The 26,444-nt window shown below is 70.0% G+C and carries 26 protein-coding genes and 3 pseudogenes; 16 read left to right on the forward strand and 13 right to left on the reverse strand.

All coding sequences use genetic code 11. The features are described 5' to 3' along the window. Nucleotides 1–139: 139 nt before the first annotated feature. A complete protein-coding gene (locus OHA84_RS02320) occupies nucleotides 140–1,000 on the forward strand; it encodes a LysR family transcriptional regulator (RefSeq protein ID WP_266973772.1) in 861 nt (286 codons plus the stop codon). Nucleotides 1,001–1,404: 404 nt separating this feature from the next. On the opposite strand, the gene OHA84_RS02325 is transcribed toward OHA84_RS02320, so the two are convergent. The 3 genes from OHA84_RS02325 to OHA84_RS02335 form a co-directional block, all read right to left on the reverse strand. Beyond that, nucleotides 1,405–1,743, reverse strand: a complete 339-nt coding sequence (locus OHA84_RS02325; protein ID WP_266973771.1) for an ATP-binding protein — start codon at nucleotides 1,741–1,743, stop codon at nucleotides 1,405–1,407. Nucleotides 1,744–1,862: 119 nt separating this feature from the next. After that, complete coding sequence (locus tag OHA84_RS02330; RefSeq protein WP_371591305.1) at nucleotides 1,863–2,546, reverse strand: hypothetical protein; 684 nt, start codon at nucleotides 2,544–2,546, stop codon at nucleotides 1,863–1,865. Nucleotides 2,547–2,901: 355 nt separating this feature from the next. Next, the gene (locus OHA84_RS02335) at nucleotides 2,902–4,134 is read right to left on the reverse strand and encodes an SAM-dependent methyltransferase (protein ID WP_371591306.1); all 1,233 of its coding nucleotides are present in this window, start codon (nucleotides 4,132–4,134) and stop codon (nucleotides 2,902–2,904) included. 229 nt (nucleotides 4,135–4,363) lie between these two features. Here OHA84_RS02335 and coaD point away from each other — a divergent pair, with 229 nt between their 5' ends. Further along, entirely contained in the window at nucleotides 4,364–4,807 is a 444-nt protein-coding gene (coaD, locus tag OHA84_RS02340) for a pantetheine-phosphate adenylyltransferase (protein WP_266973768.1), read from the forward strand. A gap of 58 nt (nucleotides 4,808–4,865) precedes the next feature. On the opposite strand, the pseudogene OHA84_RS02345 reads toward coaD, so the two are convergent. Further along, a pseudogene (locus OHA84_RS02345) lies at nucleotides 4,866–4,985 on the reverse strand (IS5/IS1182 family transposase); the annotation flags it as partial. Nucleotides 4,986–5,276: 291 nt separating this feature from the next. On the opposite strand from OHA84_RS02345, the gene OHA84_RS02350 reads away from it, so the two are divergent. The 6 genes from OHA84_RS02350 to OHA84_RS02375 all read left to right on the forward strand — a co-directional run bounded on the left by OHA84_RS02350 (nucleotide 5,277) and on the right by OHA84_RS02375 (nucleotide 11,811). Then, entirely contained in the window at nucleotides 5,277–5,954 is a 678-nt protein-coding gene (locus OHA84_RS02350; protein WP_266973767.1) for a response regulator transcription factor, read from the forward strand. Then, a complete protein-coding gene (locus OHA84_RS02355; protein WP_266973765.1) occupies nucleotides 5,947–7,416 on the forward strand; it encodes a cell wall metabolism sensor histidine kinase WalK in 1,470 nt (489 codons plus the stop codon). The genes OHA84_RS02350 and OHA84_RS02355 overlap by 8 nt, the downstream gene beginning before the upstream one ends. Before the next feature lie 422 nt (nucleotides 7,417–7,838). Continuing rightward, complete coding sequence (locus tag OHA84_RS02360; protein WP_371591307.1) at nucleotides 7,839–8,237, forward strand: hypothetical protein; 399 nt, start codon at nucleotides 7,839–7,841, stop codon at nucleotides 8,235–8,237. A gap of 526 nt (nucleotides 8,238–8,763) precedes the next feature. Next, the gene (locus OHA84_RS02365) at nucleotides 8,764–9,570 is read left to right on the forward strand and encodes a hypothetical protein (RefSeq protein ID WP_159041649.1); all 807 of its coding nucleotides are present in this window, start codon (nucleotides 8,764–8,766) and stop codon (nucleotides 9,568–9,570) included. A 401-nt stretch (nucleotides 9,571–9,971) separates the two neighbouring features. After that, complete coding sequence (locus OHA84_RS02370) at nucleotides 9,972–10,871, forward strand: GNAT family N-acetyltransferase (protein ID WP_266973761.1); 900 nt, start codon at nucleotides 9,972–9,974, stop codon at nucleotides 10,869–10,871. Nucleotides 10,872–11,448: 577 nt separating this feature from the next. After that, on the forward strand, nucleotides 11,449–11,811 hold the full coding sequence (locus tag OHA84_RS02375) for a hypothetical protein (protein WP_371591308.1): 363 nt from the start codon (nucleotides 11,449–11,451) through the stop codon (nucleotides 11,809–11,811). On the opposite strand, the pseudogene OHA84_RS02380 reads toward OHA84_RS02375, so the two are convergent. The 4 genes and pseudogenes from OHA84_RS02380 to OHA84_RS02395 form a co-directional block, all read right to left on the reverse strand. Beyond that, nucleotides 11,791–12,110: pseudogene (locus OHA84_RS02380) on the reverse strand (IS5/IS1182 family transposase); the annotation flags it as partial. The gene OHA84_RS02375 and the pseudogene OHA84_RS02380 overlap by 21 nt on opposite strands. Then, the gene (locus OHA84_RS02385; RefSeq protein ID WP_266973757.1) at nucleotides 12,049–12,654 is read right to left on the reverse strand and encodes a hypothetical protein; all 606 of its coding nucleotides are present in this window, start codon (nucleotides 12,652–12,654) and stop codon (nucleotides 12,049–12,051) included. The pseudogene OHA84_RS02380 and the gene OHA84_RS02385, both read right to left, overlap by 62 nt. Before the next feature lie 214 nt (nucleotides 12,655–12,868). After that, nucleotides 12,869–13,483, reverse strand: coding sequence for a histidine phosphatase family protein (locus tag OHA84_RS02390; RefSeq protein ID WP_266973756.1), 615 nt, complete (start codon nucleotides 13,481–13,483; stop codon nucleotides 12,869–12,871). A 333-nt stretch (nucleotides 13,484–13,816) separates the two neighbouring features. Further along, nucleotides 13,817–14,158, reverse strand: coding sequence for a DUF5713 family protein (locus tag OHA84_RS02395; protein WP_266973754.1), 342 nt, complete (start codon nucleotides 14,156–14,158; stop codon nucleotides 13,817–13,819). A gap of 446 nt (nucleotides 14,159–14,604) precedes the next feature. Between OHA84_RS02395 and OHA84_RS02400 the strand changes: the two are divergent. Beyond that, nucleotides 14,605–14,727: pseudogene (locus OHA84_RS02400) on the forward strand (CsbD family protein); the annotation flags it as partial. Nucleotides 14,728–15,026: 299 nt separating this feature from the next. On the opposite strand, the gene OHA84_RS02405 reads toward OHA84_RS02400, so the two are convergent. Beyond that, nucleotides 15,027–15,569 (reverse strand): DUF4232 domain-containing protein, encoded by a 543-nt coding sequence (locus tag OHA84_RS02405; RefSeq protein WP_266973752.1) that lies wholly within the window; start codon nucleotides 15,567–15,569, stop codon nucleotides 15,027–15,029. Nucleotides 15,570–15,833: 264 nt separating this feature from the next. Between OHA84_RS02405 and OHA84_RS02410 the strand changes: the two genes are divergently transcribed. Both OHA84_RS02410 and OHA84_RS02415 read left to right on the forward strand, forming a co-directional pair. After that, nucleotides 15,834–17,168: a hypothetical protein gene (locus tag OHA84_RS02410; protein ID WP_266973750.1), complete on the forward strand. Its 1,335-nt coding sequence runs from the start codon at nucleotides 15,834–15,836 to the stop codon at nucleotides 17,166–17,168. Nucleotides 17,169–17,299: 131 nt separating this feature from the next. Then, entirely contained in the window at nucleotides 17,300–18,061 is a 762-nt protein-coding gene (locus OHA84_RS02415) for an isocitrate lyase/phosphoenolpyruvate mutase family protein (RefSeq protein WP_266973748.1), read from the forward strand. 333 nt (nucleotides 18,062–18,394) lie between these two features. Here OHA84_RS02415 and OHA84_RS02420 read toward each other — a convergent pair whose 3' ends face one another. Then, a complete protein-coding gene (locus tag OHA84_RS02420; RefSeq protein ID WP_266973746.1) occupies nucleotides 18,395–18,736 on the reverse strand; it encodes a hypothetical protein in 342 nt (113 codons plus the stop codon). Nucleotides 18,737–19,263: 527 nt separating this feature from the next. Here OHA84_RS02420 and OHA84_RS02425 point away from each other — a divergent pair. Then, nucleotides 19,264–20,118, forward strand: coding sequence for an endonuclease/exonuclease/phosphatase family protein (locus OHA84_RS02425; protein WP_266973742.1), 855 nt, complete (start codon nucleotides 19,264–19,266; stop codon nucleotides 20,116–20,118). 174 nt (nucleotides 20,119–20,292) lie between these two features. Continuing rightward, on the forward strand, nucleotides 20,293–20,559 hold the full coding sequence (locus OHA84_RS02430; protein ID WP_266973740.1) for a hypothetical protein: 267 nt from the start codon (nucleotides 20,293–20,295) through the stop codon (nucleotides 20,557–20,559). 132 nt (nucleotides 20,560–20,691) lie between these two features. On the opposite strand, the gene OHA84_RS02435 is transcribed toward OHA84_RS02430, so the two are convergent. Further along, nucleotides 20,692–21,285: an MBL fold metallo-hydrolase gene (locus OHA84_RS02435; protein WP_266973738.1), complete on the reverse strand. Its 594-nt coding sequence runs from the start codon at nucleotides 21,283–21,285 to the stop codon at nucleotides 20,692–20,694. 93 nt (nucleotides 21,286–21,378) lie between these two features. On the opposite strand from OHA84_RS02435, the gene OHA84_RS02440 reads away from it, so the two are divergent. Continuing rightward, nucleotides 21,379–22,335: a GlxA family transcriptional regulator gene (locus OHA84_RS02440; RefSeq protein ID WP_266973737.1), complete on the forward strand. Its 957-nt coding sequence runs from the start codon at nucleotides 21,379–21,381 to the stop codon at nucleotides 22,333–22,335. 177 nt (nucleotides 22,336–22,512) lie between these two features. Here the strand turns inward: OHA84_RS02440 and OHA84_RS02445 are convergent, their stop codons facing one another. Further along, nucleotides 22,513–23,445: a class I SAM-dependent methyltransferase gene (locus tag OHA84_RS02445; protein WP_266973736.1), complete on the reverse strand. Its 933-nt coding sequence runs from the start codon at nucleotides 23,443–23,445 to the stop codon at nucleotides 22,513–22,515. Nucleotides 23,446–23,844: 399 nt separating this feature from the next. On the opposite strand from OHA84_RS02445, the gene OHA84_RS02450 reads away from it, so the two are divergent. Beyond that, on the forward strand, nucleotides 23,845–24,552 hold the full coding sequence (locus OHA84_RS02450) for an SDR family oxidoreductase (RefSeq protein WP_266973735.1): 708 nt from the start codon (nucleotides 23,845–23,847) through the stop codon (nucleotides 24,550–24,552). 456 nt (nucleotides 24,553–25,008) lie between these two features. On the opposite strand, the gene OHA84_RS02455 is transcribed toward OHA84_RS02450, so the two are convergent. Then, the gene (locus tag OHA84_RS02455; RefSeq protein ID WP_371591309.1) at nucleotides 25,009–25,335 is read right to left on the reverse strand and encodes a winged helix-turn-helix transcriptional regulator; all 327 of its coding nucleotides are present in this window, start codon (nucleotides 25,333–25,335) and stop codon (nucleotides 25,009–25,011) included. A gap of 109 nt (nucleotides 25,336–25,444) precedes the next feature. Between OHA84_RS02455 and OHA84_RS02460 the strand changes: the two genes are divergently transcribed. Then, nucleotides 25,445–26,353, forward strand: coding sequence for a MerR family transcriptional regulator (locus OHA84_RS02460; RefSeq protein ID WP_266973732.1), 909 nt, complete (start codon nucleotides 25,445–25,447; stop codon nucleotides 26,351–26,353). Nucleotides 26,354–26,444 lie beyond the last annotated feature (91 nt).

A 26,444-nucleotide genomic window follows, 5' to 3' on the forward strand; every position in this document is an offset into this window, starting at 1 on the left:
GCGGGCTCCTGAAGCGGTGGGCGGGGTGGGTGCGGCGGGCCCGTGGCCCGGCGCCTGGCACCACCTCACCGCGGGTGCTGCGGTGCTGTCCAAGACCGGTTTCGGGAGAGTGGGTTCGTTCTGGGTATCGTGGCTGGTCATGGACTTGCGGGCATTGCACTGTTTCGTCGCCGTGGCCGAAGAGGGCCACTTCGGCCGCGCCGCCGTACGTCTACGTCTGGCCCAGCCGCCGCTGAGCCGCCGTATCCGGGAGCTGGAGGCCGACCTCGGGTGCCGGCTGTTCGAGCGGATCCCCACCGGGGCGCGGCTCACCCCCGCGGGCGAGGTGCTGCTGGTGGAGGCGCGGGATCTTCTGGAACGTGCCGAACGCGCCCGCGAGCGGGTCCGCGGCACTGTGGCCGACCGGGTACTCGTACTGGGTACGGTCGCGGGCGCGGGCCTGGAGATCGGCCCGGCAGCGCTGGCCGCCTTGCGGCGCATGCGCCCGGGGGTGCGGGTGCGGCTGCGTGAGGCGGCGGTCACCGATCCGACGGCCGGTCTGCGCGAGGGCCGGGTGGACCTCGCGCTGACCCGTCTGCCCTTCGACACCGCCGGGCTGACGGTTCGGCTGCTCGGTGAGGAGCCGCTGGTCGCGGTCGTCCCCGCGGCGGATCCGCTGGCGGGCCGCCCGCGCCTGCACGTCACTGAGCTGGCCGACCGCCCGCGTTTCCGCCTGCCCCCGGGAACCGATGCTCGATGGCGGGCCTACTGGTTCGCCGCCGAGGAGGGCGCGCCGGGCCCGGTCGTGGCGTCGGTCGAGGAGTGTTTGCACGCGGTCCTGTGGGAGGGCGCGGTCGGCCTCCTGCCGGCCGGGGCCGCGCGGCGGCACGCGCGGACCGGCATCGCTTTCGTACCCGTCGACGGTCACCCGCCGAGCCGTGTCGTCACCGCCCGGCCGACAGGTGTCACCGACCCACTCGTCGACGCGCTCGCGGACGCCCTCGACACCGCGAGACAGTAGAGGGCGCGACGGGGACGGCGCGACGCGCCCGCGCCCATTCCCGATGAGGAGCTGTCGGGCCGATCATGCCGCTCGTAAGGGATCTGATGTGTCTGAGACCGGCGTGAGCAACGAGACCGCGAGCACGCGCTGTCAGGGGGCGGAGCCCTGGTGGACTGATCACTGGATGCCGGCCTGACTGACGGCCTCATCCGGAATCGTCTCCAGCGTCGTTGGCTCGACTCTCCACGGGGAGGCGGCGCCGGCCACCCGCGGGACGGGATTGGCGGCGGGGCTCGCAACGTGGATCGGAGATGCCGGGAGAGCTCCCCTGGAGGCCGCCCGGGGGGGGCGGTACGGACTTCGTTCGAGTCGAGGATCCGGCTCTGGGGCTACCGCGGTGGTTGAGGAGTGGAGGCGACCTGTCAGGTCGCGAGGTATGCGGTGATGGTCTTGCCGTGGGGGCCGGATCGGATGTCCGTGTGTTTGGTGAGGCGGTTGACCAGAAGCCAGCCGAAGCCGCCCGGTACGTGTACGGGACTGCCTGGAGAGTGCGGCTTCCGTGGGGATGCGTCGGCGACCTCGACGACCACCGCGTCCGCTTCGACTCGGATGTCGAAGCCGGTCACGCCGCCCGCATGACGAACCGCGTTGGAGACCAGCTCCGAGACGACCATCAGCACGTCGTCCACCACGGCTTCAGCCTGGTGCGCCAGCGCGTGGCGGGCGATCTGGCGGGCTTCCTCGGCTCTCAGAGTCGCCATGGGCACTGACATCCTCTGTCGCTGCCTTCCCTCGGCATGCCGCCCGCCCCCTTGTTCCGCTGCTGGGTAACCACCCGCCTGGGGGCAGGATATGGCAGAGGGCGGGCGGGGGCGGCGTGTCAGTGGTTGCCGCCCCCGCCCGGAGCTCTGCGGGTGCGGCGTGTCAGGCGCGGTGCGGTCCGTCGCGAGTAGCCCAGGTCCGCAATCCTCATCGCCCAAGCGCAGAAGGCGGCAACCTCACTGGGCCTGATCTGCTGGTCCTCAGGAATCCAGTCTGCGGTCGCAGCGTCCAGAAGGTCGGCCAGGCCGAGGTGGTGCCAGTCCTCGTGGACAGTGTTGTAGGCACGCATCAGTCGGGCGACCTTGTGCCGGATGCCGGCCACTTCGTCTGGTCCCAGACCGACCTGGTCCAGGCGGGCCTGAGCGGCAGCTTGGTGCTCGGTGGTGAACTCGGTGTCGAGGAAGGGCTCGAGAAGGTCACCCCACACGTCGGACCTGGACCGTCGGGGAATCCGGTTGTCGATGCAGAAGCGTTCCAGTTCGGTACGCCGTTCAGCGGAGACGAAGACGGTCTCTCCCGAGACGGTGCGGATCTCCGGTGGGGAAGCATCCGGGTCGGCGTCCCGCATGACCGCCGCGGGGATGATGCCTTGGGGGGCGGAGTCTGCAGGAACGAGGGCAGACTCCGGAAGGCGGACATGGTCACCGGCGAGAACGGCGTGGAGTTTCACCCGGTCATCCTGGCCGACCGCAAGCGGGTAAGGAACGGGTGATCCGCTCGCGCTCGGCAGTGTCAGAACCACTCGTTGATGGCTGCGACCGGCTCGGTGGCTTGGTGGCCTGGTCTGGTGGCGGACGGCGAGCTTGTCCCATCGCGTGGCGACGGCCCGGTGGCGCTTGAGCCTGTTGAGGCGCACTCGACCACATGGTGTGTCTTGTAGTCGTCTTGTCGGACAGGGGAGGGCGGCCGCCGCGGGAGCCGAGCTTCTCGCGCTTGCGGACCCGGTCGGACTTCTCGGGGATGGTGCGGCGGACGCCCGGGTCGCGCAAGTAGACGCGGTTCTCGCGGAATCCGTATGCCCGCTCGGCGGGTCACGGGTCAGTCGGGGCACTCATCACCACGGGCTCTGCGTCGAATCCTGTACCTCGTCGCAGAGTTCAGGATCCTGCGAAGGCCGTTCCGTTTCTGGGCGTCGGCGTGTCCAAGATGGGACTGGCGATCAGCACCGTGGGGCGGTCTGTGGTGCCGGTGATGAACACCGTTGCCGCGCCGGGGTCCTTTGGGGCGAGTTCGCGCCGGAACTCGTCCAGGGCGATCCCCAGACCCGGCGCCGCTACTGCCACCCGGCCGACCGTACGCTCGCGCAGTGTTGCCCTCAACGCCGCGCTCTTGAACGGCAGTACGTCTGTTATCTCGTACGCGGTCGCGAAAGGGGTGCGGTGCAGCTCGTCGGCGGTGATGAGCGGACCGCCTTCATCGACGAGGCCGCCGGAGACGTCCTGGGCGACCTCGGCAACCAGACGTGCATGGACGACGGCGGGGTCAGGTTCATAGAGGTAGCGGCCGACCGGTCTCACGGCCGGCTCCGGCAGACCGCGTCCGGCGAGCGAAACACCGCAGGGTAGGAGGGTGGCCTTGCGCAGCGGGGTGGGCAAGGCTGTCCGCCGTCCGAGCAAGCCGAACCAAAGGACCACTTCCTGTATCTCCCCGTCATAGGAGATCCACTCGGCCTCGTCGGCCCGCCCGAGATCGGGCACAGCCTCGTCCGGGAGACCCGGTGCGAGCCTGATCCAGCCTGCCCCGGTCGTGCGCACCCGGTCCAACGCCCAGGACAGTGGTGGGTCGTACGCCTCGGGGTCGCGCCCCTCGCCCGGTCCGACCCGACGCATCAGGTCGATGAAGACGGCCTCTCCTTGACTGTCGAACCCCGTGATGTCCGCGCAGTTCAACTGGAGCATCGGCTCATCCATCGCCTGCCGGTTCGCCGCGGTGATCTCGATGGTCAGCGGATCCTTGTCGACAGCCTCGGTCATGTGCGACCAGCTCAGCACGAGGGCGTCGACACCGCTGCCAAGACTCATCGCGTCGATCAGCACGACACCGAGCTCGTCCAGGACACGGCTCAGTTTGTACTGGGACACGGCCAGGTGGGACGACAGCTCCACACTGTCCGGGGTGAAGTACAGACGAGACGCGAACTCCCCGAACTTCGCCGCGGCCCGTCGCCGCAACCTCACCTGCTCGACGGCCGCGGACACCAATGCGGCAGGACGCTCACGCCGCAGATCAGCCAACGTCACATCCTCCAGGCCCGGTTCGACGTCCTGCAGCACGGTCAGTAGGGCCTGGCCCTCGGTCGTCAGCAGGGCCCGGAACGTCTCAAGATCCACCCGCACATTCAACCAGGCGCCACCTCCACCGTTACCCGGATGCCGGGCCTTGCACCGAAACCGTTGGCACGACGACCGGTCGGCCGGTCGGTCGGTCGGCTGGCCGGTTCCTCGTGGCCGTGATCTACGTGTGACGTTGCGGTTGTCCCGTCCCGCTGGACGTTCTCCCCGTCACGCTTGATCTTGGGTGGTTTGGTTTCCCTGGCACTGCACTACCGGGGGCAGCCGGTTGTTACTCTTTCCGATCACGCGAGCCCTCTTCCCGGGATCCTTCGACCCGATCACTCAAGGGCACCAGGACGTACTTCGGCGCGCTGCCCTCCTGTTCGACGAGGTCGTCGTGTGCGTGATGTTCAATCCGAACAAGACCGGCCGCTTGCCCATCGCGGAACGGCTGGACCGACTCCGCGCGGCAGCAGCCGACTTGAACAACGTCACGGTCGACTCCCACACGGGCGGCCTGCTGGTCGACTACTGCCGCCGAGTCGGAATCGACGTCGTCATCCGCGGAGTCCGCGGCGTTCCCGACCTGAACTACGAAATGCCGATGGCCCGCATGAACCACGAACTGGCCGGGGTCGAAACGTTCTTCATCGCCGCAGACCCCGCCCTGGCCCACATGTCCTCCACCCTCGTCACCGCGATGAGTCAACAACGCCCGTTCGCCGAATGATGACTTGGGCGAGCTGCTCCGGCAGGTGGAGCGGCAACCCGAGACGAGTCCGTCGGGGGGTGTTGGCCGCAGTGACGCCAACGAGGGGCGACAGCACGTTCGCGTCCGACAAGACGTGCATTTCCGAACCGGGTTTGCCCGGGTCCACGGGGCTCGGGCCTGTGAGTTCGGCCCCCCTTCAGCGCGCAGAGTCGACCACCGTCGGGCCGATGTCGGTCATGCAGGCGCATGTGGAAGACCCATAACACGTGGCGAGAGGGACGCCGTGTGTCGAGCTCGGCTGTCGCGCACTCGCCTCGTGATCCAGGACGGCGGACCTGGACCCATGCCCTGAATGCTCTCGCCGCCGGAGCGGCTGACCCTCGGAATCGTCCGGCGGAGAATCCGTCCTCGACCCTGCTGAAAGGAGGCTGAAGCTCCCTGAAGCGCTTTTCAGGGAGGTCGTTGCGACGCGTGGATACTGACGATCATGCGAGTGCTGGTGGTTGAAGACGAGGAGCGGCTGGCCGCGTCCCTCAAGCGCGGCCTGGAGGCCGCCGGATACGCGGTCGATGTCGCCCAAGACGGCAGGATCGGGTTGTGGATGGCGAGCGAGCGCGCGTACAGCGCAGTCATCCTCGACATCATGCTTCCCGGCCTCAACGGCTACCGGGTCTGCGCCCGCCTGCGCACCGACGGCGTCGACACCCCGATCCTCATGCTCACTGCCAAGAACGGTGAGTACGACGAGGCCGAGGCGCTGGATACCGGCGCGGACGACTACCTGGCCAAGCCCTTCTCCTACGTCGTCCTGGAAGCGCGGCTCCGCGCCCTGTTGCGCCGCGGCGGACAGCGGATGCGTACCCGGATACGCCTGGGCGACCTGTGGCTCGATCCCGCCTCGCGGACCTGCGGACGCGCCGACCATCGGATCACCCTCACCGCCAAGGAGTTCGCGGTGCTGGAATGCCTGGCCCGTCGGGCGGGCGAGGTCGTCCCCAAGCTCGACATCGTGGATGAGGTGTGGGATGCGTCGTACGACGGGGACATCAACATCGTCGAGGTCTACGTCAGTACCCTACGGCGCAAGATCGACGCGCCCTTCCAACGCAGAGCGATCGAGACGGTGCGCGGCGGTGACTACCGGCTGGCGGCCGACGGTGGGTGACATCCGTGCGGGCCGGGCCCGCCTCGGCGTCGTGGCGGGCCTGGGCACCGTCGCCGTACTGGGCGCGGGCCTGGTGGCCCTCCTGATGATCGGCTCCATGCTGACGCCGCGGACCGGTGCCGACTTCGGTCTCCTCGGCCGTGTTCTGGCGCTCATCGAAGAGGGGGCGGCGCCCGGAGCTCTGCTGGCCGGCGCCCTCGTCGCCGCTGCCACCTGGCGGCTGGGCGGGAGCGCGCGAACCCAGGGCGCGGTCACGGCCGCCGGCGCGACCGCTGTGCTGGTGACCTTCGCCAATGCGCGCTGGCTTCCCGCCGTGGTCCTGACCAACACCGGCCCGACGCCTTCCTATCTGCCGTGGCTGCTCCTGGGCATCGCTGTCCCGGTGTCCGTGCTGCTCGTCGCCGGCACCACTTGGGCGACCGCGCCGCGGAGGGCGCCGGCCGGGGACGAACACGGGCTTCCCAGCCTCCTGGTCATCGGCTCCGCGGTAGCGGTGCTGGTGGCTGAGGGCTTGTTCTTCGCCGCGACCGTGGAGTCCCACCGATGGGGGTGGAACTCCACCGGCGCGTTCACCAGTTGGTTCCTCACCATCGGTGGTGGACTCGCCGTCGGTGCCACTGTCTGGGTCGCGATCCGAACGGTCCTCCGCCCCATCGAGATCCTCAACCGCGAACTACAGGAGGTCACCGCCAGTCGCGCACTCGCCCAGCGGATCACGGTCCCCGACACCGGCACGCTGGTCCCCTGGCTGGCTCGCACCATCAACGTCACGCTCGACCGCGTCTTCGCCGGCGTCGCCCGACAGAAGGTCTTCATCGCCGACGCCTCTCACGAACTGCGCAGCCCCATCGCCAACCTCCGCGCCTCCCTCGAATCGTCCCTCGCCCACCCAGAGAAGGTGGACTGGCCTGAGACCGTACGGGAAGCTCTCGACGACATCGAACGGCTCCAGCACCTCACCGACGACCTGCTCCTGCTCGCCCGGCTCGACGACAGCGCCCCACCGGCGGGCACCCCCGTCGACCTCGCCGCGCTCGCCCACGACCTGGTCGAGGAGTTCCGCCACCTCCGCATCCACCAGACGCTGCGCTTCACCTCCTACACCGACGACCCGGTGGTCGTTCACGGCAGCGCCGTGCAATTGGAGCGGCTGCTGCGCAACCTCCTCGACAACGCCGCACGGCACGCCCGCACGGTCACGGACATCGCCGTCACCAACGGCGCCGACGGCCTGGCCCGAGTGGAGATACGCGACGACGGCCCTGGAATCCCGCCCGCCGACCGCGAGCGGGTCTTCGAACGCTTCACCCGCCTGGACGGCGCCCGCGCCCGCAACACGGGCGGATCCGGGCTGGGCCTGGCCATCGCTCGCGAGATCGCGGCCCGGCACGGTGGCACCCTGCGCGTGGCCCCCAACCCGTCAGGAGCCCTCCTCGTCGTCGGTCTCCCCCACGGGCAGTGACTCAAGGCTCACCGGGCGGTCGTCCTACCGCATGGCAAGCACCGGGTGGCGCTCCCGGGTCTGGGCGCGTGTCGGCCGAGGTCGACTTCGAGACCGCCACCAGCCTCCACAGGTCGGCTTCACCGCCCGCCCCCTGGCCCGGCCCCGGGCTCATCCGCCCCCCGACACGCGCCCGTAGGAGAGTCCTGTGGCAGCCGAATGATTCGGTTTGTGTCCGCGGGTGGTATGGGCCTGTCAGGATGGTGGGAGCTGCCGAAACCTGCTGCAAGGAGGACAAGTTGGCCAGTCCTGAGGGTAAGGGGCCCAAGGTGCCGCCGGCCTACCCGCCCAAGACGCCACCGCCGCAGAAGAAACCGGTTGAACCCCCGCGGCCTCAGCCGGCGACGAGCCCGAAGACGGAGGTCGCGGTACGGCGTCCGCGGATGGTCGTGCGGAATCGGCGTACCGCCGCGCTCATGTTCCGGGCCGACACATGGGCGGCGAAGAAGGCCGCCGGTCAGGCCGTGGAGACCGTCCGCGGCTGGGGCTACCCGGCATTGGACGAGAGTGACCTGGCAATGGTCGTGCAGCAGCTCGTCACGGCCGCCGTCGCCGACGGCGGCAAGCGGGTCAGCGTGCACCTCGGCGATCAGGAGCAGAAGGTCCTCGTCGCCGTTCTGAGCCACGTGCCCGGGGCGCCGGACGACTCTGTGCTCGGCCAGGTGGCGGCGTTGGCCACGGTCGACTCGGTCGGTACGGACAGCGCGCCCGACGGCAGGAGGATGTGGGCCATCCTGGACGCAGCGCCACGGCGTCCGAGGACCGCGACGACGGCAGCGTGATGGTCGGGAGCACAGGTGTGTTCCTGGCCGCGGAACGGCTCCAGTCCTTCAGCGGCTTGGCCAAGGCCTGGTAGAGCGGCGCTCCCTCCCAGGGGACGGTACGTCCCACCGACTGGTACCGAGCCGTTCGTGCCAGGCGGAGGCCGGTGCTTCCGGGCGGACGGCGAGCGTGGTGCGTTCCGCGGTGAGCCCGTCCAGCAGTTCGGCATGCGGATTTCCGTCTGACGCGCAAGCCCCGCTGGTCCGTGAGGACGGTGAGTTTCTCGGTGACGAACGTGCGCCGGCCGTCCTCGCGCCGCAGCCGGCACTCCACGCTCGTCCGAGCTCACCAGCAGGCTGCCGGGGCTGCGAAGCCCGAACCTCCTTAGCACAGGACCACGGTGGACGACCAGCGGCGCGCGAGCGGACAAGAAGCTCCCCCTGTTTGCCGCAAGCGCACCGGTGAGCGCCCTTGAAGCCGTGCATGGAGGCGAGCAGCCTTGTACGCCCAGTCGCCGGCTGGGGAGAGTGGACAAGGGGGATTGGCGTGAGCTTCGTCAAAAATTGGGTCGCCAGGGTGGCGGTGCTGGTGATCACCGCGAGCACCCTCTTCGCGCTGGGAGGGCCCATCGGCACGGCATCCGCGTCCAGTCTCGGCTGCAATGACGGGGACCGCGGTCTTGCCGCGTCCATAGCCTCCAGCGGGGCATTCAAGGAACCCGGCACCGCCACCACCTCGGACGGGGTACGCATCACCCTCCGCTACGCCCCGAAGTACAACTGCGCCTGGGGGCTGCTGAACGCCGAACCCCGCTACATCGGCCTCGGGAACGTCTGGATCGACCGTTCGTCGAACAGCGGGTCCGGTTGGGCCGGACCGCTGGGGACTGTCCGTACGGCATGGAACCAGACCAGTACCTACACGGGTACGTGGAACGTCAACGGCTACGACTCCGTGCGGGCCTGTGGCAATTCGATCGTTTCGGGTCGCGTGTCCAACACGGTCTGCACGCCCTGGTACTTCCCCGGCCGACTCGGCGCCGGCCGCATGTTGGGGGTCGGCGAGTACCTGACCTCGCCGAGCGGCAGGAACACCCTGATCATGCAGACGGACGGAAACCTGGTCGCCTACGTGCCGGGGCGCCCGGTCTGGGCCTCCGGCACCAACATCGCAGGCACCGTGTTGTGGATGCAGAACGACGGCAACCTCGTGCTGGTAGCGCCGGGCAACCGACCGATCTGGGCCACGGGCACGTCGGGTTCGGGGGCGTATCTGCAGATGCAGAACGACGCGAACGTGGTGGTCTACCGCAACGGGGTACCGCGGTGGGCGAGCAACACCGCGGGCCGCTGACGTTCATGCCCGAACACGAGATCCCGCCCCCCGGGAGGGGAGCGGGATCCGTCGCGTGAACAAGGGGAACAACCGCACGGGACTCCCGAGCGGGCAATCTCCTACGGCTTGCCAAGCCCGCGCGCGAGCCCGGCAGTGCCCGAAGAGTCTTATGGTCGGCGTCAGTTGCCGGTGGCGACGCCCTCCGCACCGTCCGCGATCCCCTCCCTCAAGGGGCACGGAAATCCGTGGACGGACCCGCGGAAGATCACGTACCGTGTGGCTCCACGCCCTGAGACGGACGGAAGGAGGCGAGTGCCGTGCAGTTCACACCATTCCAGCGCTCCCTCTTCCGCTGTCCCGGCGTGGTTCGTGAGTTCTGACCGGGGGCGCTCCAAGCAGCCTGTATTCCGGAGGAATCCATGACCGATCCGGTCATCCGCGCGCTCTCCACGAGCGACGCTCATCTCTTCGACACACTTCCCGACCCCCTGGGCGCCCGTGAAGGCCATCGGCGTACCCGGTTCCGCCCCGAATGGAAGCGCGTCGCCCTGCGCGACGGCGAGGTCGTCGCACGCGGCGCGTGGTGGGGCGGCCCCGACGACTTGGAGCCCGTCAACATCAACTGGTTCGACGTGGCCGAGGGCGAGGAGGAGGCCGCGGCGGAACTCCTGCGCTCCGCTCCCTGGCAGGTCGAACTCGAGGTCAACCTGCCCGGCGGCTGGCGGGAAAAGCCCGACCTGCGCGCCGCCGCCGAGGCGCGCTTCGCCGCCGCACGAGCCGCAGGGTATGAACTCCTGGTGGAACGCTTCCTGTACCGCTGGACCCCGGAGCGAGGTCTGCCCGAGCGGCCCGGACGCCTGCGCTTCAGCGCCGAACCCGACGACACCGTGTTCTTCGACGCGTTGCGCCGCATCCACTCCGTCACCTTGGACGCCCACGCGCTGAAGGCCGTCGAGGTGGGCGGCCTCGACCAGGCCGCCCAGGAGGAACTCGACTTCTTCCGCTGGTGCCCCTCCCCACGGGAGTGGTGGCAGATCGCGCACACGCCGGAGGGCGACCTGGCCGGCATCCACATCCCGGCCCACAACCCCTCCGGCCCGACCATCGGCTTCATCGGAGTCGTCCCGGAACAGCGCGGTCATGGCTACGCCTACGACCTGCTCGCGGAGTGCACCCACTTCCTCGTCGAGCAGGGCGCGGATTTCGTCAGCGGAGCGACGGACCAGGGCAACTTCCCCATGGCCGCGATCTTTTCCAGGGCCGGCTTCCCCGTCGTCAATGAGCGCATCAACTTTCACCCGGCGGGCCGGGCAGCCTAGCGAGGAGTAGCACCTCGACACATTTGACGGGCGCGGGGTGCACGCGTACAACTCTGACCGGAACGTGCGACTTCCGCGCACGCGTCCGCGGGATGCCTTGACGCACCAACCTCGCGACCGCGGCCTTCGCGCTGATCCACTCTGCGACGGAGCACAAGATCAGGCGAAGGCCGCCGCCACGTCCGCTGAACGGCGAAAGCGCCGACCAAGTTCGATCCGCGTCCGGCACCGAACCACGAATGACGAGGTGTGCGGCGCGACGGCGCGGCGCGCCGCCGCCGAGAGTCGACGGCCCGCGTGAGAACACCTCGGGGCAGGGCTTCTCGTCCCTCGGACTTGGCGTCGCCGAGGGCGTTGGCAAGTCCGCAGCCGTGTCGTCGTCGAAGGGGCCGGTGTCCCCGGTAGCCATGCTGATCTCCTTGCATGGCTTTTGCCGGGATCCTCGCATCCGCCGGTGACAACCCGGTCAGAGCCTGTCCGATGGGCCGTGTGAGGTGGTCAGGACACCGTGGCTTAGTGTCTGCCGCTGAACGAAGGTGGTCGCTTGTCACGCGGTACAGCCGAAGCAGAGGCGGGGATGAAGGGGATCACGTTTCCTGCCTGGCACGGAAAGCACTACGTCACCCTGGCTGAGCTGGTGGTCCGCCTCGGCAGCTTCGGCCTGGACCTGAAGTGGCACGTCGAATTCGACGAGATCGTCGATCCCCGCTGTGCCGAGATGGAGAGACGGTCTGCCGACGGGGGCATGGACACGTTGACGCTGTTGTCGCTGACGACCCCCTTCCTCCAACTGATCGACGCCGAGGCACGCGGGTCCGTCGAGGACAGGGTGATGGCCGTCCTGACCGAAGTTGACAGTTCGTGGTGGGACGTCAGGGCCGTCGACGAGGGCATACTCAGCGAACTTCGTCGCCACTATCCGGGTGCGACGGACCTCTGAGCGGGGCCGGTCGCGGCGTGACGAGTACGCCTCGTCTCCCCCGACGTGGTCGGGCCGGGTGCGCGGTCGTCCACCACCTGCCGGGACACGCGGATAGCCTCCAACACGGGAATCATCCACGGTGCGTCCTCCCACTGGCCGGCCGTGATGACCGACGTGAGCGGGCGGTGCCCGCCCTCCCCGGCGCGGTGGATCTTGCAGGGGAACCCTCCTCGCGAGCGTCCCAGGGCCCCGTGGTCAGGTGTATGGGCTCCAGCGGCCGAGGCGTGCCATGGTCTTGCGTGCGGTGTTCTCGTCGAGTCCGAGCGCGGCGGCGGCTTGTGCGGCGTTCAGGTCGTGGCGAGTGCTACGGGCGGCCCAGTAGCCGACCCGTTCGGCGGTGATCTCCATCCTGCGGGTCGCGCGGACTGCCGCGATCGGGGAGTCTTGGGTCAGCTTGTCGATCTCTTCCTCCAACCGTCGCAACAGGTCGGTGATGGTCGCGGGCAGGGGAACGGTCGTGGCCTCGACCCGGGCGGTGTGTCCGTCCCAGTCCCGCAGGCACGCGTCGGCCTGTTCGTCGCCGGCCTCCTCCAGTTCCGTCTCGCCGATCGCTTCCCAGTCCAAGGGGTGTTCGGGGCCGGTCCAGCCGCAGGAGCACACCGCGCGCAGCGTGCCCGCGCGCGGTCCATGCGGGTGTCGGCCGTCGTAGACGCTCCACTGCGAAACGCTCTGCCCGCTGGTTCCGGACGCGCTGTCGAAGTACACCGGGGGCGGCACGCTCCCGTCGGTGAGGAGCACTCCGACCGCGCCCTCGTGGCTGGTGCCGAATTCCTCCGTCGTCCAGGTCTCCCGCTCGCCCACGACACCACTTCCCAGATTCCGCCGGTCGGCGGGCCCGGCCGGGCGCCGCCGTAGACGACCATGCCGCAGTGAAGAGCGGCGCAGGCCCGGATTCACCAATGAGATGACAGGAGCGGTGAAGTATCGGGGTGTCGAGGACATCTGCGCATGTCCTGCGCTTCCTCGCCTTCGCCGGCATCGCCGCGGCACTCATCTGCTTGCGGCGCCTCAAACCTCAGGTGTGACGTACCGCCCCTTTGCCCTGAGGGACGTTCCAAACGGAGATGACGGGGTGCCCGTCCTCGGTGGCCAGGAAGCTGAGACTACCCGGGTGCGGGTGGCCGAGCAGTCGGCTCGCGGACGCGTCGAGTCCGAGCCAGCGCACGGTGAGCACGCGCGCCAGATGGCCGTGCGCAACCACGGCGACATCGCCCTCGCTCAGAAGCGGACGGATGCGGTCCAGCACCGCGTCCGTGCGTGCGGCCACCTGCGCGAGCTCCTCGCCGGGGTGGTCGGCGTCACCGGGAACGACGCCGTCGCGCCACAGGTCCCAGCCTGGCCTCGCCTCGCGGATCTGCTCGGCGGTCAGGCCTTCGTAGCCGCCGTAGTCCCACTCCAGCAGGTCGGGATCGGGCTTGGCTCCGGTCAGGCCGGCGAGCTCGGCCGTCCGCATGGCGCGGCTCAGCGGGCTGCTGAACACGGCAGCCAGACGGCGGTGGGTCAGCCTGGGAGCAAGAGCACTGGCCGCAGCCTCGCCCTCTTCGGTCAGAGCGACGTCGGTCCGTCCAGCGTGCCGGCCCGACAGGCTCCACTCGGTCTGGCCGTGCCTGATCACTATCAGCTCACCCATAGCCACGCACGCTATCTGATCTTGTGAAACGCCGAGAGGTTTCATCCGTGCCGGCCCCAGTGCGGCGCCGCCGAAGCGGTCCGCACGCCGGTCCTGGAAGTCCGCGGGGTCGGCTCGGACGGCGCTGCTGCCCTGCTCGTCTCGGACGGCGGCAACCCTGGGCGACTCGCCGGCGAGGCTTCCTTCGCGGCCCTCTGCGGCGCCGGCCCGGTCGAGGCGTTCTACTGCTTGACTTCCATAGGGGCCTCAAGCTCGCCGTCCGCCACGAGGCGACCGTCATCACCGCCGTCCTCAACGAATGGCTTTGATCGGAGGTGGCTTTCCCGTCATCGTTCACCAGTCGCGCCCGGCGGTCAGCACTTCCGCATCCGCTTCCGAGAACCCGTATGCCGACGCGACGAAACAGAACTCGTCACAGATCCACTCACGCGCAGCCGTCTCGATCCCGCTCCCGGCCATCACGAACTCCCTTTCCAGCAGGTTGAACTCCTCCGTCGCAGCCTGGGTGAGCGCATACAAGGTCCCCAGATCCGACGGTCGCTCGGCCTCGATTCGCGCGCACAGCCGCAGCAGGATCGTCTTCCCCCGGTCGACTTCACGATCGGGGAAGCACGAGTCGTCGTACATCTGCCGCAGGAACGCATGTCCCCCCACCTGCTGGTTTGTGATCGGCATGGCGCTTTCCCACCTCCGTGAAGTCCTGACCCGCCGATCATGCACAACATCACTGACAACGAAGCCCCCACGTCTGCGCCAAATCCCACGCGCCCAGGGCTTTCACTACAGGCCCTAGCCTTGTCATTCGGGTCCGGTGCCGAACGGGGCTCGAACCTGGTGGTGCCGCTGCCAAGGGTGGCGGAGTTCAAGCAGACCCTTGGATAGATTCGGCCTGGGCTTCGCGAATTCGCCATGGTCGCCGCTGGACCTGGCTCGTTCTGGCCGCACACGCTCGGCTCCGTCTCGCCCGGCCGCTCACGCGGGATGTCCGCCGGCCCTGGGAACGACCGGCGGACCCGGACGTTCATGGCTGATGCGCCGGCGGCCAGCAGGACTCCCAAGAGAGCGAACAGTGGCGCAATCCTCCGATACGTCGGCCGCCACCCGGCCGCCGCAGCCGGTGCGCGCAAGAAGGTGTCGGCCGCGCCGTCGGCAACCAGCGCATGACCGCCGAAGGCCACGCCGACCAGGCCAAGGGCAACGCCCGCCAGGCCAAGGAAGACGTCAAGGACACCTTCCGCCACTGACCCACGCACGGCCTCGGCCGCTGCACCCCGCTGGGCCCCGACCTACTCCCCCGGGTCGGGGCCCACACACGTTCGCCACCGACCACGAACGCGCCCTCGAACCCGACCTCCCTCACGCCCTCCACAGGCGTTCCTGGCTCGCCCGTACCGCACCAGGCGACGTCGGCCAGAGCAGCACCGACTGCCCTTCGCCGCGGAGAAGGCCCTTCGTCAGGCGGAGAACGAGAGTTCAGTCTGCGCCGGCCGGCGGTGGAGCCGCTAAGGGTCGCCGTGGCGCATCAGGATCAGCCTGCGGAGTGTCAGGCTCCCGGTCGGATCGGGCCGACGGCGGTGCCGGCGGTCACCTCGAAGGGGCCTTCGGCCACGGAGGTACCGGGGATCTCGCCGCCGGGGGCCCTGAGCGTGAACGAGGCTTCGTCAGCCGGGGTGCCGCGGCCGACGGCGGGGACGCGGATGTCGAAGTGGACGGGGTGTCCCGGCCCGAAGGTCACCGAGGTGGTCTGGTCGCCGTATCGCCCGGCGGTGATACCGAGGGGGGTGCCGTGCTGCGCGAAGGCCACGTCGGTCGGGGAACCGGCGAGGCGGCACGTCGCGTACCCCTTCGGCGCGGTGAGCGTGACACGGAAGTGCACGTGCCCGGAGTCGGGCCGGTCCCGCGTGATCTTCGCGAGGTGGTTGGCCGGTCGACAGGCCGACGGGGCGGTGACGTCACCCGATGGCACGGCCTGCGCGGTGCCCGCGCTCGCGAGGGCAGCCCCCATGACGGCGATGACGGTGGTGGTGGCGGTGGCGGTAATGACCGTGGCGGTGATGGCGGTGGTGATGTTACGGCTGGTGGGCATGTGGGATCTCCCTGCGGTTCGGTTCACGGATGGTCCCCACCGAACCACGGGGCGCCGGGGTCCCCTGACCGACACTCCCCGTGACAATGACCCGAAACATCTATAAACCGGCCGTTACGGGCAGGGCGGTCGGCACCGAGTGGTCTGAGGGGTCACAGCCTCCGCGAGCGCCCCGGACGGCGAGGCCCGTAAATTCGCTTGTCCGACCCCCGGGCTGCCGGTGATCATCCTCGGGACCCGATGCCCGACGAACACCGGAGACACATGACCACCGAACTCGCCAAGGCCTGGAAGCTCTTCGAATCCGGCGACCCGCAGGGGTCGATGCGGACCCTGCGGTTTGCCGCCGAGGAACTCGCGTCCGCCGAAATCGCCCCGCTGGTGGCCAAGTTGGCCGACGGCGCCGGATTCGCGGACCTGGCCGAGGCTTCGACCGGGCTGGCCGCCCGGCCCCTGGAGGTCGAGCGCCTCTACGTGTTCGGTTACGCCTGTGTCGAACGCGGCCTCTCCGCGCTGGCCGTCCCCGCCCTGCGGAAGGCACTGGGGCTGCTCCTGGCGCCGCCCGAGCCGAAGCGCACCGGTCTGTTCCGCCGCAAGCCCCCTCAGTGGACCGACCCGAAGCTCACGCCCGGCCGGATACTGCTGGAGTTGGTGGCGGCCCTGGAGGACGTCGACCGTTACGCCGAGGCGACGGACCTCCTGCGCGCCCACGACGCCCTGTTGGAAGACTGGCCCGGTCGCTACCTGACGGTCTACAACGCCCTGATGAGCGGTCGGGTCGACATGGCCCGGACCGTGTACGCCTCGCTTTCGGCCCCCGCCGGAATCTGGGTGGAGCCCGGCCAACGGGTCGGCCGGATGCTCGGCCGCGCCGCCGCCCTGCCGCCCTCGGGCGACACGGACCTGCGCGGCTGGCACTACGTGCTGACCGGCGGACTGCTCACCACCCTGTCACCCCACGGCTTCAACCAGGGCATGACCGGACGCTGGGCGTACCTGCAGGACGAGTTCGAGTCCTGCAGGTACGGCCTGGAGCGGCTGCGGAGCGTCCTGGGGGCGGCAGGCCGCAAGCCGGCCTCCATCGGACTGCTCGCGGACCGGGGCAGCCGGGCGCTCGGCCTCGCGGCGGCCCGGCTGCTCGACGTCCCGGCCGCCCCCTACCGGCCCGGAACCCCGGACGTGTTGGTGGTGGCGTACGACCTGAACGCGTCCGAACCCGCCTCGGTCGCCGCGCTGCGCGATCGGGCGGAGGGCGAGCTGCTCTTCGAACACGCCACTTGTTGGACCGACACGCCCGTCGCCACCGCCGATGTCTCCACCCTGCTGGTGCAGAGAGTGGTGGCTCCCTGGGAGTCGGGCCTACGGGTCGCCGAGGACGGCGGGGTGGAACGGTCGGAGGCCGACGAACGCTCGGCCGAGGAACTGGCCGAGGCGATCCTGGCGGCCGACCCGACCCCGCAGGAGGGCGACGGACAGTCCCCGCCCGACCCCGACGAGGCCTTCACCGCGTTCGCCGCCCGGGCGACCGCCCGGTGGGCGACGGGCCCGCGCCATCGGATCAACTCCCCCGGGCCGGTGCGCAGCGCGCGCTTCGCCTGAGTCCGTCGCCTCAACGGGCCGTTCGGCCGTACGGCCGGGGACTTCAAGCGGAATCGAGCCGCGCCTTTCCGTCACCGGACAGCGCCCCGCAGGCACGTTGTTTGTGGCGATCCGGGGGTAGCGTCCTCGGCATGGACTTTCGTACCACCGTTGAGCGCGCTCAACGCCTCAAGCAACTGCACGCCGAGTACCAGCCGCTCGTGCTGCCTACCGTCTGGGACGTCTGGTCCGCGCGGGCGGCGGCCGGCGCCGGGTTTCCCGCGTTGACGGTCGGCAGTCATCCGCTCGCCGAGTCCCGGGGGGCCGAAGACCACGAGGGGCAGACCTTCGAGGAGGTGCTCGCCGCCGTCAGGCCGATCATCGCGGCGGTCGACGTCCCCGTGTCCGTGGACCTGGAAGCCGGGTACGGACAGGAGCCCGCGGATCTCATCACCGGACTCACCGAGGTCGGCGGCGTCGGCCTCAACATCGAGGACACCGTCCACTCGGACGGCGGACGCGTCCGCGGCACGAAGGAACACGCGAACTACATCGCCGGCCTGCGCGCGGCGGCCGACGACGCGGGCATCCCGGTCTGGGTCAACGGGCGCACCGACCTCTTCCTGCACGCGGAGGAGGCCTCCGGCGTCCTCGACGAGGCGATCGAGCGACTGCGGGCCATGGAGCGGGCCGGCGCCGACAGCGTCTACCCGGTGGCCATCCAGGACAACGACGACCTGCTCGCGGCGGTGATCGGCGCCGTCGCCATTCCCGTGAACTCCACAGCCCATCCCGTCAAACACGATCTCGAGCGCTTCCGCCGCCTCGGCGTCGGCCGGATCACCTACGGCCCGCTGCTGCAGCTCGCGATGACGGACGCGATGAAGGACATGCTCGGTCCGTGGGCGCCCTGAAGGGTTGAGCGAGCGACGGGGGCGCCCTTGGAGAAGGGCGCCCGAAGCTCCGCTGGCGGCCACTCGGTGGCTTGGCCTGGGCGGGCGGTGAGGCTCCCCGTTCACGGACCCGCTCGGCATCGCGGTCGGCAAAGGACGTTGGCCAGGAGGTCACTCCTGGGCCTCTCGGGCTTCCGCGTGGGAGGGCCTCCCGGCTCACTGCCCTCTCGGGTGACGGTGTCGTCGCACGCCAGCTTCGGCAGCGCCTTCGCGATGACGCCCCGCCAGTAGTCGGCCTGCCCGGCGAGCCAACCCCCGCCACCGAGAGGCACGTCGGCCGTCGTCCCGGTCGCCTCAGGAGGCGGGAATCTCCACATCAGCGCCAATGCGCAGATCGTTGTAGACAACTCGCCATCCAGGACCGAGTTCGACCGCCGGCTGCCGTGCGAGGGTCTCGCCGTCTTGGGCGAATTCGTGCTCAGCCTCTTCGGTGGGGAACCCGGACAACCTGGGGTCGTCCATGTCCAGGGTTGCGTCGAAGCGCCCGGCCCAGGCATCCAGCCTCTCGGCCAGAAGCGGCGTCAGCCCCATATCGGTGCTGTCCGGCGCGACATTGTCCGCCCTGTCCCCGGTCAGCCAGAGCGGGTAACACTCATAGTCTGCCAGGAGACGAATGGTCGTGATCTCGCTGTTCAAGGTGCGCTCCTCATGTTTGCCGCACAACAAGACCATGACCTCCCGTGGTCACTGCGATCAGGTGCGTTCTGCCCTTGAGGGGGCATCTCCTGGATCTGCGCGGGGCTGAGCGGCGTGGTCATGCGCGTGCGCACGAATGGCCGGACGCCCCGGCCGGGAACACCTCACCGGCGGCCCCGACTCGACCGCCCGCTGCCTCGCCGCGGTGGACGTTTTCATGGCGGACCGTACGGAGGACAACCGTGCAGCCACCCGGGCCGCCTACCTGGCCGTCCCCGAGACCGTGCGCCGCGACGCGCTCGGCGACATGGACCGCAAGGACCACCCCCTGCGGGTGCTGGTGCAGCCAGGTGCGCGGTTCACCGAACGTCCACGAGGCCAGGTGGTGCGCGGACGCCGTCCGCCGTGCGATGCGTGGTCCGTCGGCCGATCATGCCGTGATGACGCCGGACGGACCGGCCGGGAAGCACCTCGATTGTGCGTCGGGGGTGTCGTGTGATGATGTGCGTCCACTCTCCGGGGAGGCGATGGTGCCGAGAAAGGGCGCGCGATGGGCCGCGGGCGTGATGTCCGCGGTCTGCTTGATGCTGCTGCTCGGCCCCAGCGCACCGGGCGGTGGCGCCCCCCTCGCCAGACCGTTGCCGTTCGACACCGCCGAGGACGTCGTACCGGACCGGATCGGCACGTGGAACATCTGCAATCCGTGCGGGGGCGGGCACGACTTCGGCCGGGCGACGGAGATCGCCACGTACGCGCCGCAGGTCATCGGCCTGCAGGAGGCGTGCGTACGTGACGTCGAGCAGATCCGCAGGTACCTGGAGGAGGTCTACGGGCTGGTCTACCGGGTCGAGTACGGCTCGGTCCTGCGGAACTGGAACCGCTGCGGGGGGCTGCCGTGGCGGCCGGGCGGCTTTGGCCAGGCGATCCTCTCGGCAGCGCCGATGACGGACCGGGTGAGCGTCGAATACCCCGATGGCGGCTCCGAGGACCGTGGTTACCTGGCCGTCACCACGCTGGTGGGCGGCCGGCCGGTCCGCGTCTTCAACACCCACCTCGCCGAGCGCCGGCAGGCACCGGTGCGGGCGGGCCAGGTGAAGGTGCTCGCCGCGGAAGTCGCCCGTCACGACCGCGCGATCGTCCTCGGCGACTTCAACGCCGTGCCGCACGCGCCCGAACTCGGCCCGATGTGGGCCCTGGCCACGGACATGGACCCCGGCTGCCGCCCCTCGACCGCCACCGGCGGCACCTGCGCGGCGACCACCGATTGGAACAGTAAGTTCGACTACGTGTTCCTGCGCGGCATCAGCGCGCGCACGCACCGCGTCCGCCCCAGCCCGTACTCCGACCACCACGCGCTGTACACCGACCTGGACCAGGGCTAGACCATCCCTTTCCGATCGTCGGATCGCCGGTGTGGCCGTGCCGTTGATCGAGAAGACCGTGCGGCTACGGGCCCGGCCGGGACCGGCGCCGGGACACGGGCCTCGGCGGTCCGCTCGGGTCGGCCCCCGGGTCGGGGCAATGCCCTTCATGCTGTGCGCGGTCAGAAAATCGCCGTGGATGACGTAGTGGCGGGCGTCGGACCGGGGGTGCTCGGCCGCGGCTTCGGCGAAAGCGTCCGCTACGGCGTCGCTGGCTCGGTCGCCGGTGACGGGGACGGGGACGGCCAGTTGGTGTCCGGCGGCGTGGGCGTACCGGATCATGGCGGTGATCTCGGCGGTCCGCTCGCCGTCGCCGTCGCCGCCGACGCACAGGGAGCCGCAGCCACCGCCCACGTACGGTTCGTGCATCCCTGCCGTCTTGTTGGGGACGATGCTCGCTGACGGCGGCCCGGTGTTGGATCGTGGCGGCCAAGTCCCCTTGCGCCCGCGGTGTCTGGCGCCGTGCCTCGCCTCGCCGTCGCTCGCGACGAGTACGTCTGGTACGCGGTGAGCGGGCCGTCTTGCGGTCGCCGGCTAGCGCGGGGCGGTGTCGTCGGCCGGGAAGGCCGGTCCGTGGCCCGGAACGATGGTGTCGGCGGCGGCCAGGACCCGCAGTCGTGACGCCAGCAGCACGTCGTGGTCCGGGGCCACCGGGTCGTCCACCGGACCGTTCGGGCGCCACCACAGGTCGCCCACGAACGCGGTGACACCGGCCTCCGTGCCGACCAGCAGGGTGATGTCCTCGGCGCTGTGCCCCGGGGTGCGGATCAGCTTGAGGGAGGGTGTGAGTTCGTGGCCTTCCGCGTCGCGGTCGGTCCACTGGTCGTCACGGTAGACGGCCTTGTGGTCGTGGACGCGGGCCTGACCGAACAGACCGACGTTCATGGTGTTGTCCGGGTGGTGGTGACTGAGGATCACATCGGTGATGTCGTCGGGGCCGAGGCCCAGTTCGGCCAGGGGGCCAAGGATCCGATCGCGGCCGGCCACCATGCCGGGGTCGACGATCACGTGGTGCTCGCCGTCGGTGACGTAGGAGACCGTGGCGGCGACTCCCGGGCCGGTGGAGAGGGTGTAACCGGTGGTCAGGATCGTGTACTTGGCGCTGCGGCCGAGCGGTGCGTCTGTCATGGCCTCAATGCTTCCGGACGGGAAGGCCGCTCACGAGTGGCACATCTGCCACTGATCGCAGGATTGGTGCCAGATTGGTGCCAGACTGGGCGCATGCCTCCCTTCGCAAGTGTCGCCGCGTACGCCCCGCCCGGAGTGGGCATGCTCGCAGTCGGCATCGTCACCGAGGTCTTCGGTTGGCACGGCGGCGCACTGCCCGGCTTCGACTTCGCCCTGTGCACCGACCGCCCCGGGCCGGTTCCCACCGACCTCGGCGTGCCACTCACCCTCACGCACGGCCTGGACCGGCTCGCCTCGGCCGATCTGGTGATCGCCCTGCCGTGGGCCGACTTCCGCACCCCGCCCGCTCCCGCGGTACTCGATGCGCTGTCGGCCGCGCACGCGCGCGGCTCACTGGTCGCGGCCCACTGTGTCGGCGCCTTCGCGCTCGCCGCCGCCGGACTGCTCGACGGCCGACGGGCCACCACCCACTGGCGGTTCGCGCGACTGCTCGCCGAGCGCCACCCCGAAGTCACCGTCGAACCCGACGCCCTCTACATCGACGAAGGCCGTGTCATCACGGGCGCGGGAGCGGCCGCCGGCTTCGACCTCTGCCTGCACCTGCTCAGGCGGGAACACGGGGCCGCGACGGCCAACGCCGTCGCCCGCGACATCGTGTTGCCCTCCCACCGCGACGGCGGGCAGGCCCAGTACCTGGCCGCCCCCGCCCCCGAAAGCTCCGGCGACGAACGACTCGCCGACGTACTCGCGTGGGCCCGCGAGAACCTCCACCAGCCGCTTCCCGTCACCGAACTGGCCGGGCGCGCCCTGATGAGCAAACGCTCCTTCGCCCGCCGCTTCGCCGCCACGACCGGCACCACCCCCCACGCCTGGCTGCGGAACCTGCGCCTGAGCACAGCCGAGGAACTCCTGGAGACCACGAACCTGCCGGTCGAGGAAATCGCCCATCGCGTCGGATACGGAAGCGCGGCCGTCCTGCGCGAACAGTTCGTGCGCCGCCGGGGCGTACCACCCCGCGCCTACCGCCGCACCTTCACCAATACACCGTGACGCCGTGAGCCGTGACGCCCTGATGAGTCGGCCTCGGCAAGGGCGGGCCCGCCGGAGCCTGCGAGCATCGGGGGCTTCCCGTCACGCCGCGTACCCGCCGCGGGTCGACGGTGCCCAGTGCTGTGGCCGGAATGGTCTGCGGGCGCCGTGACGCGGTGAACCCTTCCGGCCACGGCACTAGAGCCAGCGGCGCACCGTGCGGGTCAGAACCGGGGGAAGGAGGTCCCTGGCCAGGCGGCGGACCAGCGGACTCCGCCGGGGCGGGGTGCGCCGCGACGGTACTGCCACGGGGGCGGGAACCAGTTCCTCGGCCGGGCCGGGGGCGGCCGTCTCGTGGCGGGAGCGGGGGTGCGGCGGGGGAACCGCCTTCCGGCCGGTGATCCGGATCAGGGGTGCGCCGGCCACCTCCTCCACCCCATGCCACAGATCCTCGCGGCCGGTCAGGAACACGGCCAGCTCCGTGCGCAGCGGTTCGGGATGGTCCCACGTCGCGTACATCTTGTGCTGGGTGATGCACAGGACGTGCAACCGCCGCGCGTCCACGGCTCCCCAGACGGCCGCCGCGACACCCGGGCAGTGCTCCGCCCTGAAGTCGTCGAAGACGACGATCGCTCCGGGGGCGGCCAGCAGCCGCGAGGTCTCCACGTCCGCGCGCACGTGCGCGTACAGGTGCGAGGCGTCCACGTGAACGAAGCGACAGGAGGCAGGCCGGACGCGGTCGGGAAGGACGGCCGTCACCGCCTGCACCACCGTGGGCAACTCATCGTGGAATGCACGGTAGTTGGCCTCGAACGCCCGGCGCGTCAGGGTGGCGTACGAGCGTCGCATCTCGTCGTCGTTGTTGTCGTCCTCGGCCGGGGAATCGAAGAGGTCGCAGACCGTGAACTCCTCTCCCTCCTTGAGGTATCCGCCGAGGAAGATGGCGCTCTTGCCCAGGTAGGCGCCGAGTTCCAGGAGGTCCCCGCCACCCGACGGGTCGGCGTTCTGGCGGCTCAGGAACCAGTCGAAGAGAATCTGGTCGGCCGGCCAGAACCATCCCTTCACCTCATCCAAACGCGCGGGCACAGGCAGGTTCGAGGCTTCTTCGGGCTGCGCAAGCGGTGCGGTCATGGAATGGACATCCCCGGGGAGCGAAGTGGAACGGTCTGTCGATCGGTCTGTCCGGCGACGATGCGCGGTCCAGGTGACGGCACGGGGAACGGCCGCCGGCCGTGCGGCGGCACAAGGACGCACGCTGATCGTCGAGGCAGAAGACGGACGCCACCGAGCGAGACTCGCGAGGTCTCGGCCTGGCGACCGCGAGTCCTTCCAGCGCGGCCGGACGGCTCATCGCTGGGGCCCAGGGTGCGCAGGGTGCGCATGCGACCGTACGCGTACACGCATCCGGCGAGCGCGAGGGCGGACAGAAGCGACGCCCGCCGGGCGACCCGCGAAGGTGGGCGGCTGTTAACCCGGCCCATCCGGGGAAAAAGTCCGACCATCGCCCCGGAAACCAAGGGAGTCCTCGCAGTGGACGTCTTCATCATCGGCATCACGGGCAAGATCGGCCGCCTGCTCGCGCGGGAGCTTCTCGCCAAGGGCGACACCGTCCACGGCCTCGTGCGCCGCGACGAACAGCGGACGGACCTCGCCACACAGGGCATCCACGCCGTGGTCGGGGACCTCACCGACCTGTCGGTGACGGAACTGGCGGACGCCTTCGGGAACGCCGACGCCGTCGTCTTCACCGCCGGATCCAACGGGGGCAGCGCACAGACCACGAAGGCGATCGACGGCGACGGCGTCACCCGAGCGATCGAGGCGACCCGCCACGCGGGCATCCAGCGCCTCGCCCTGGTCTCCGTCCTCCCCGAGTCCTGGCGCGAGCGCGACCTCGACGACGAGGTCGAGTACTACTTCACCGTGAAGAAGCAAGCCGACGTCGCCCTCAGCCGCAGCGACCTGGACTGGCTGATCCTCCGCCCGTCCCTGCTCACCGAAGACCCCGGTGTGGGCACCGTTTCCCTCGGCCCGGCCGAGTTCCACGGCCAGATCCCCCGCGCCGACGTCGCGGCAACCCTCGCCGAGCTCCTGCACGAGCCCCACGTCAACCGACGGATCCTCGAACTCAACACCGGCACCACGCCGATCCAGGACGCCGTCAAAGCCAACGCCCGCGCTTCGGACGGTCGCGCCCACGTCGAGCAAGGCGATGCTCGATCACCGGGAAAGCAGTGACACGCCGCACGCCCACGTGGCGCTCTCCAGGCCGGAGGGCTGGTCTTCCGCCATCGACTTCACCGATGCATCGGCAGCCACCGTGCGGATCCCACGGGAGCTCGACGGCTGGGCGCCGCACCCGGCGAGGCACTCGGCGCGCGTGGCGACCTGGACACCCACCCCGGCTACCTGGGAACACTGCGCGGCCCGGACAACGTCTACCGGATTCCGCTGCAAAACCCGGCGTGCGGCAAGGACCGTTGGACCTACGCGTCCAGGCCACCGGCCGGAAGTCCCAGTCCCAGCCCCAGCATTGCATGGCCACGGCGGCAGGCATCCCCGGCACCAGAGCGGCCACCGCGTCCCACTTGGCCCTGCCCGTGTGGTCGAGCCCGCCCGGCCGTTCGATGTTCACGTCACCGATGACAGTCTGCGATCCCCGAAGGACTTCGAACCACCACTGAGCGGTGACGCCTACTGGCTGTCGTAGTGCTTCTGAGCGGCGACGAGCTCGTCTCCGTGTTCGCCGAACCATCGGATGAGATCGGTCAGCGGTCCCGCCAGACTGACACCGAGTTCCGTCAGACTGTAGGTGACCTGGGGCGGGGTGGTGGGCGCGACATGGCGGGCGACGAGCCCGGCCCGAGCCAGTGCTTTGAGGTTCTGCGACAGCATCTTCTGGCTGATGCCACCGACTCGTGCATGCAGTTGGGCGAACCGGTGCGGGCCTGCGATGCCCGACCGGCCGCAACGGCCGTTTCGTCGGTGGGGCTCCGAAGTCATCCGGATGAGGAGGCGCATGCTGTCGGCGCCGGCGAGGGTGAGAAACCCGGCAGAGCGCTGGAGAACTCAGGGGAAGTCGCGCTGAGGGCTTGAGTCTCCAGCCGCCGGAGGGTCCAGGATCTTGCTCATGGAAGACGAACGCCCCGACATGCTCACCATTGGCCGGCTCGCGCACCGCACCGGGCTTCCGGTGCGTACCCTGCGCTTCTGGTCGGACGAGGGGGCGGTGCCACCTGTGGGCCGCTCCGCGGGCGGCTACAGGTTGTACGACGCCGCGTCCGTGGCCCGTGTCGAGCTGGTCCGCACCCTGCGGGAGCTGGGGCTCGGGCTGGACGACGTGTGCCGCGTCCTGAGCGGCGGCATCACGGTCGCCGAGGTCGCCGACGCGCATGTGGCCGCGCTCGACGCGCAGATCCGCTCCCTCAAGGTGAGCCGGGCCGTCCTGTCCACCGTGGCGAAACGTGGTTCGACCGCTGAGGAGACAGCACTGATGAACCGGTTGGCGCGGCTTTCCGCCGCCGAGCGCAAGCAGATCATCGACGAGTTCAAGGAGGAGGTGTTCGGCGGCCTCGACGACCCGGGTCTGCGGGATCGTATCGGCACCTACAGCATCGAACTGCCCGACGATCCCACACCTGAGCAGGTCGACGCGTGGATCGAACTCGCCGAATTGGTGCGGGACCCCGGTTTCCGCGACCGGTTGCGCACATGGATGGAGTTCAACACGCCCGTACCGGGGCAGGGCCGTCCCCCGGGGGCGTCCATCTGGTGGGCCAGGCAGATCGTGCGGACCGTCGCGGAGGTCAGGAAGGGCGGGGTCGCTCCCGAGGAGCCGGCAGCGGCCGAGTTGCTGTCCGAGCTGTTCGGTGACGCCGATCGGGCCGCCGTGCTGCGCAGCCTGGAGGCCGGGATCGAGGCTGGAGCGGAGCGCTACCGCAGGCTCGTCGCCCGTGTACGCGGGCAGGATTCGTCGCCCGACGCGACCGAGGAGCTGGAGTGGCTGGCGCGGGCCCTGCGCGCCGCGGATCAGGCCTGAGGTGGTGCCCGGCCTCGGCACGGGGCAGGCCGCCGTCCTGCTGCGGCCGCGGGGGTTGGAGCCGTACGACGGGCGCCACGGCGCGGCGGGG

The organism is Streptomyces sp. NBC_00513 (assembly GCF_041431415.1).
In the GTDB taxonomy this organism is placed as follows: domain Bacteria; phylum Actinomycetota; class Actinomycetes; order Streptomycetales; family Streptomycetaceae; genus Streptomyces.

What these genes read in the sequence shown, in the direction of transcription:
- OHA84_RS02360 (WP_371591307.1), top strand. Translation starts at nt 7,839, where the DNA reads ATGGTCGTGCGGAATCGGCGTACCGCCGCGCTCATGTTCCGGGCCGAC.
- OHA84_RS02445 (WP_266973736.1), bottom strand. Translation starts at nt 23,445, where the DNA reads ATGACCGCACCGCTTGCGCAGCCCGAAGAAGCCTCGAACCTGCCTGTG.
- OHA84_RS02395 (WP_266973754.1), bottom strand. Translation starts at nt 14,158, where the DNA reads ATGCCGATCACAAACCAGCAGGTGGGGGGACATGCGTTCCTGCGGCAG.
- OHA84_RS02460 (WP_266973732.1), top strand. Translation starts at nt 25,445, where the DNA reads ATGGAAGACGAACGCCCCGACATGCTCACCATTGGCCGGCTCGCGCAC.
- OHA84_RS02375 (WP_371591308.1), top strand. Translation starts at nt 11,449, where the DNA reads ATGAAGGGGATCACGTTTCCTGCCTGGCACGGAAAGCACTACGTCACC.
- OHA84_RS02370 (WP_266973761.1), top strand. Translation starts at nt 9,972, where the DNA reads ATGACCGATCCGGTCATCCGCGCGCTCTCCACGAGCGACGCTCATCTC.
- OHA84_RS02405 (WP_266973752.1), bottom strand. Translation starts at nt 15,569, where the DNA reads ATGCCCACCAGCCGTAACATCACCACCGCCATCACCGCCACGGTCATT.
- OHA84_RS02415 (WP_266973748.1), top strand. Translation starts at nt 17,300, where the DNA reads ATGGACTTTCGTACCACCGTTGAGCGCGCTCAACGCCTCAAGCAACTG.
- OHA84_RS02435 (WP_266973738.1), bottom strand. Translation starts at nt 21,285, where the DNA reads ATGACAGACGCACCGCTCGGCCGCAGCGCCAAGTACACGATCCTGACC.
- OHA84_RS02455 (WP_371591309.1), bottom strand. Translation starts at nt 25,335, where the DNA reads ATGCGCCTCCTCATCCGGATGACTTCGGAGCCCCACCGACGAAACGGC.
- OHA84_RS02410 (WP_266973750.1), top strand. Translation starts at nt 15,834, where the DNA reads ATGACCACCGAACTCGCCAAGGCCTGGAAGCTCTTCGAATCCGGCGAC.
- OHA84_RS02325 (WP_266973771.1), bottom strand. Translation starts at nt 1,743, where the DNA reads ATGGCGACTCTGAGAGCCGAGGAAGCCCGCCAGATCGCCCGCCACGCG.
- OHA84_RS02425 (WP_266973742.1), top strand. Translation starts at nt 19,264, where the DNA reads ATGGTGCCGAGAAAGGGCGCGCGATGGGCCGCGGGCGTGATGTCCGCG.
- OHA84_RS02350 (WP_266973767.1), top strand. Translation starts at nt 5,277, where the DNA reads ATGCGAGTGCTGGTGGTTGAAGACGAGGAGCGGCTGGCCGCGTCCCTC.
- OHA84_RS02320 (WP_266973772.1), top strand. Translation starts at nt 140, where the DNA reads ATGGACTTGCGGGCATTGCACTGTTTCGTCGCCGTGGCCGAAGAGGGC.
- OHA84_RS02390 (WP_266973756.1), bottom strand. Translation starts at nt 13,483, where the DNA reads ATGGGTGAGCTGATAGTGATCAGGCACGGCCAGACCGAGTGGAGCCTG.
- OHA84_RS02440 (WP_266973737.1), top strand. Translation starts at nt 21,379, where the DNA reads ATGCCTCCCTTCGCAAGTGTCGCCGCGTACGCCCCGCCCGGAGTGGGC.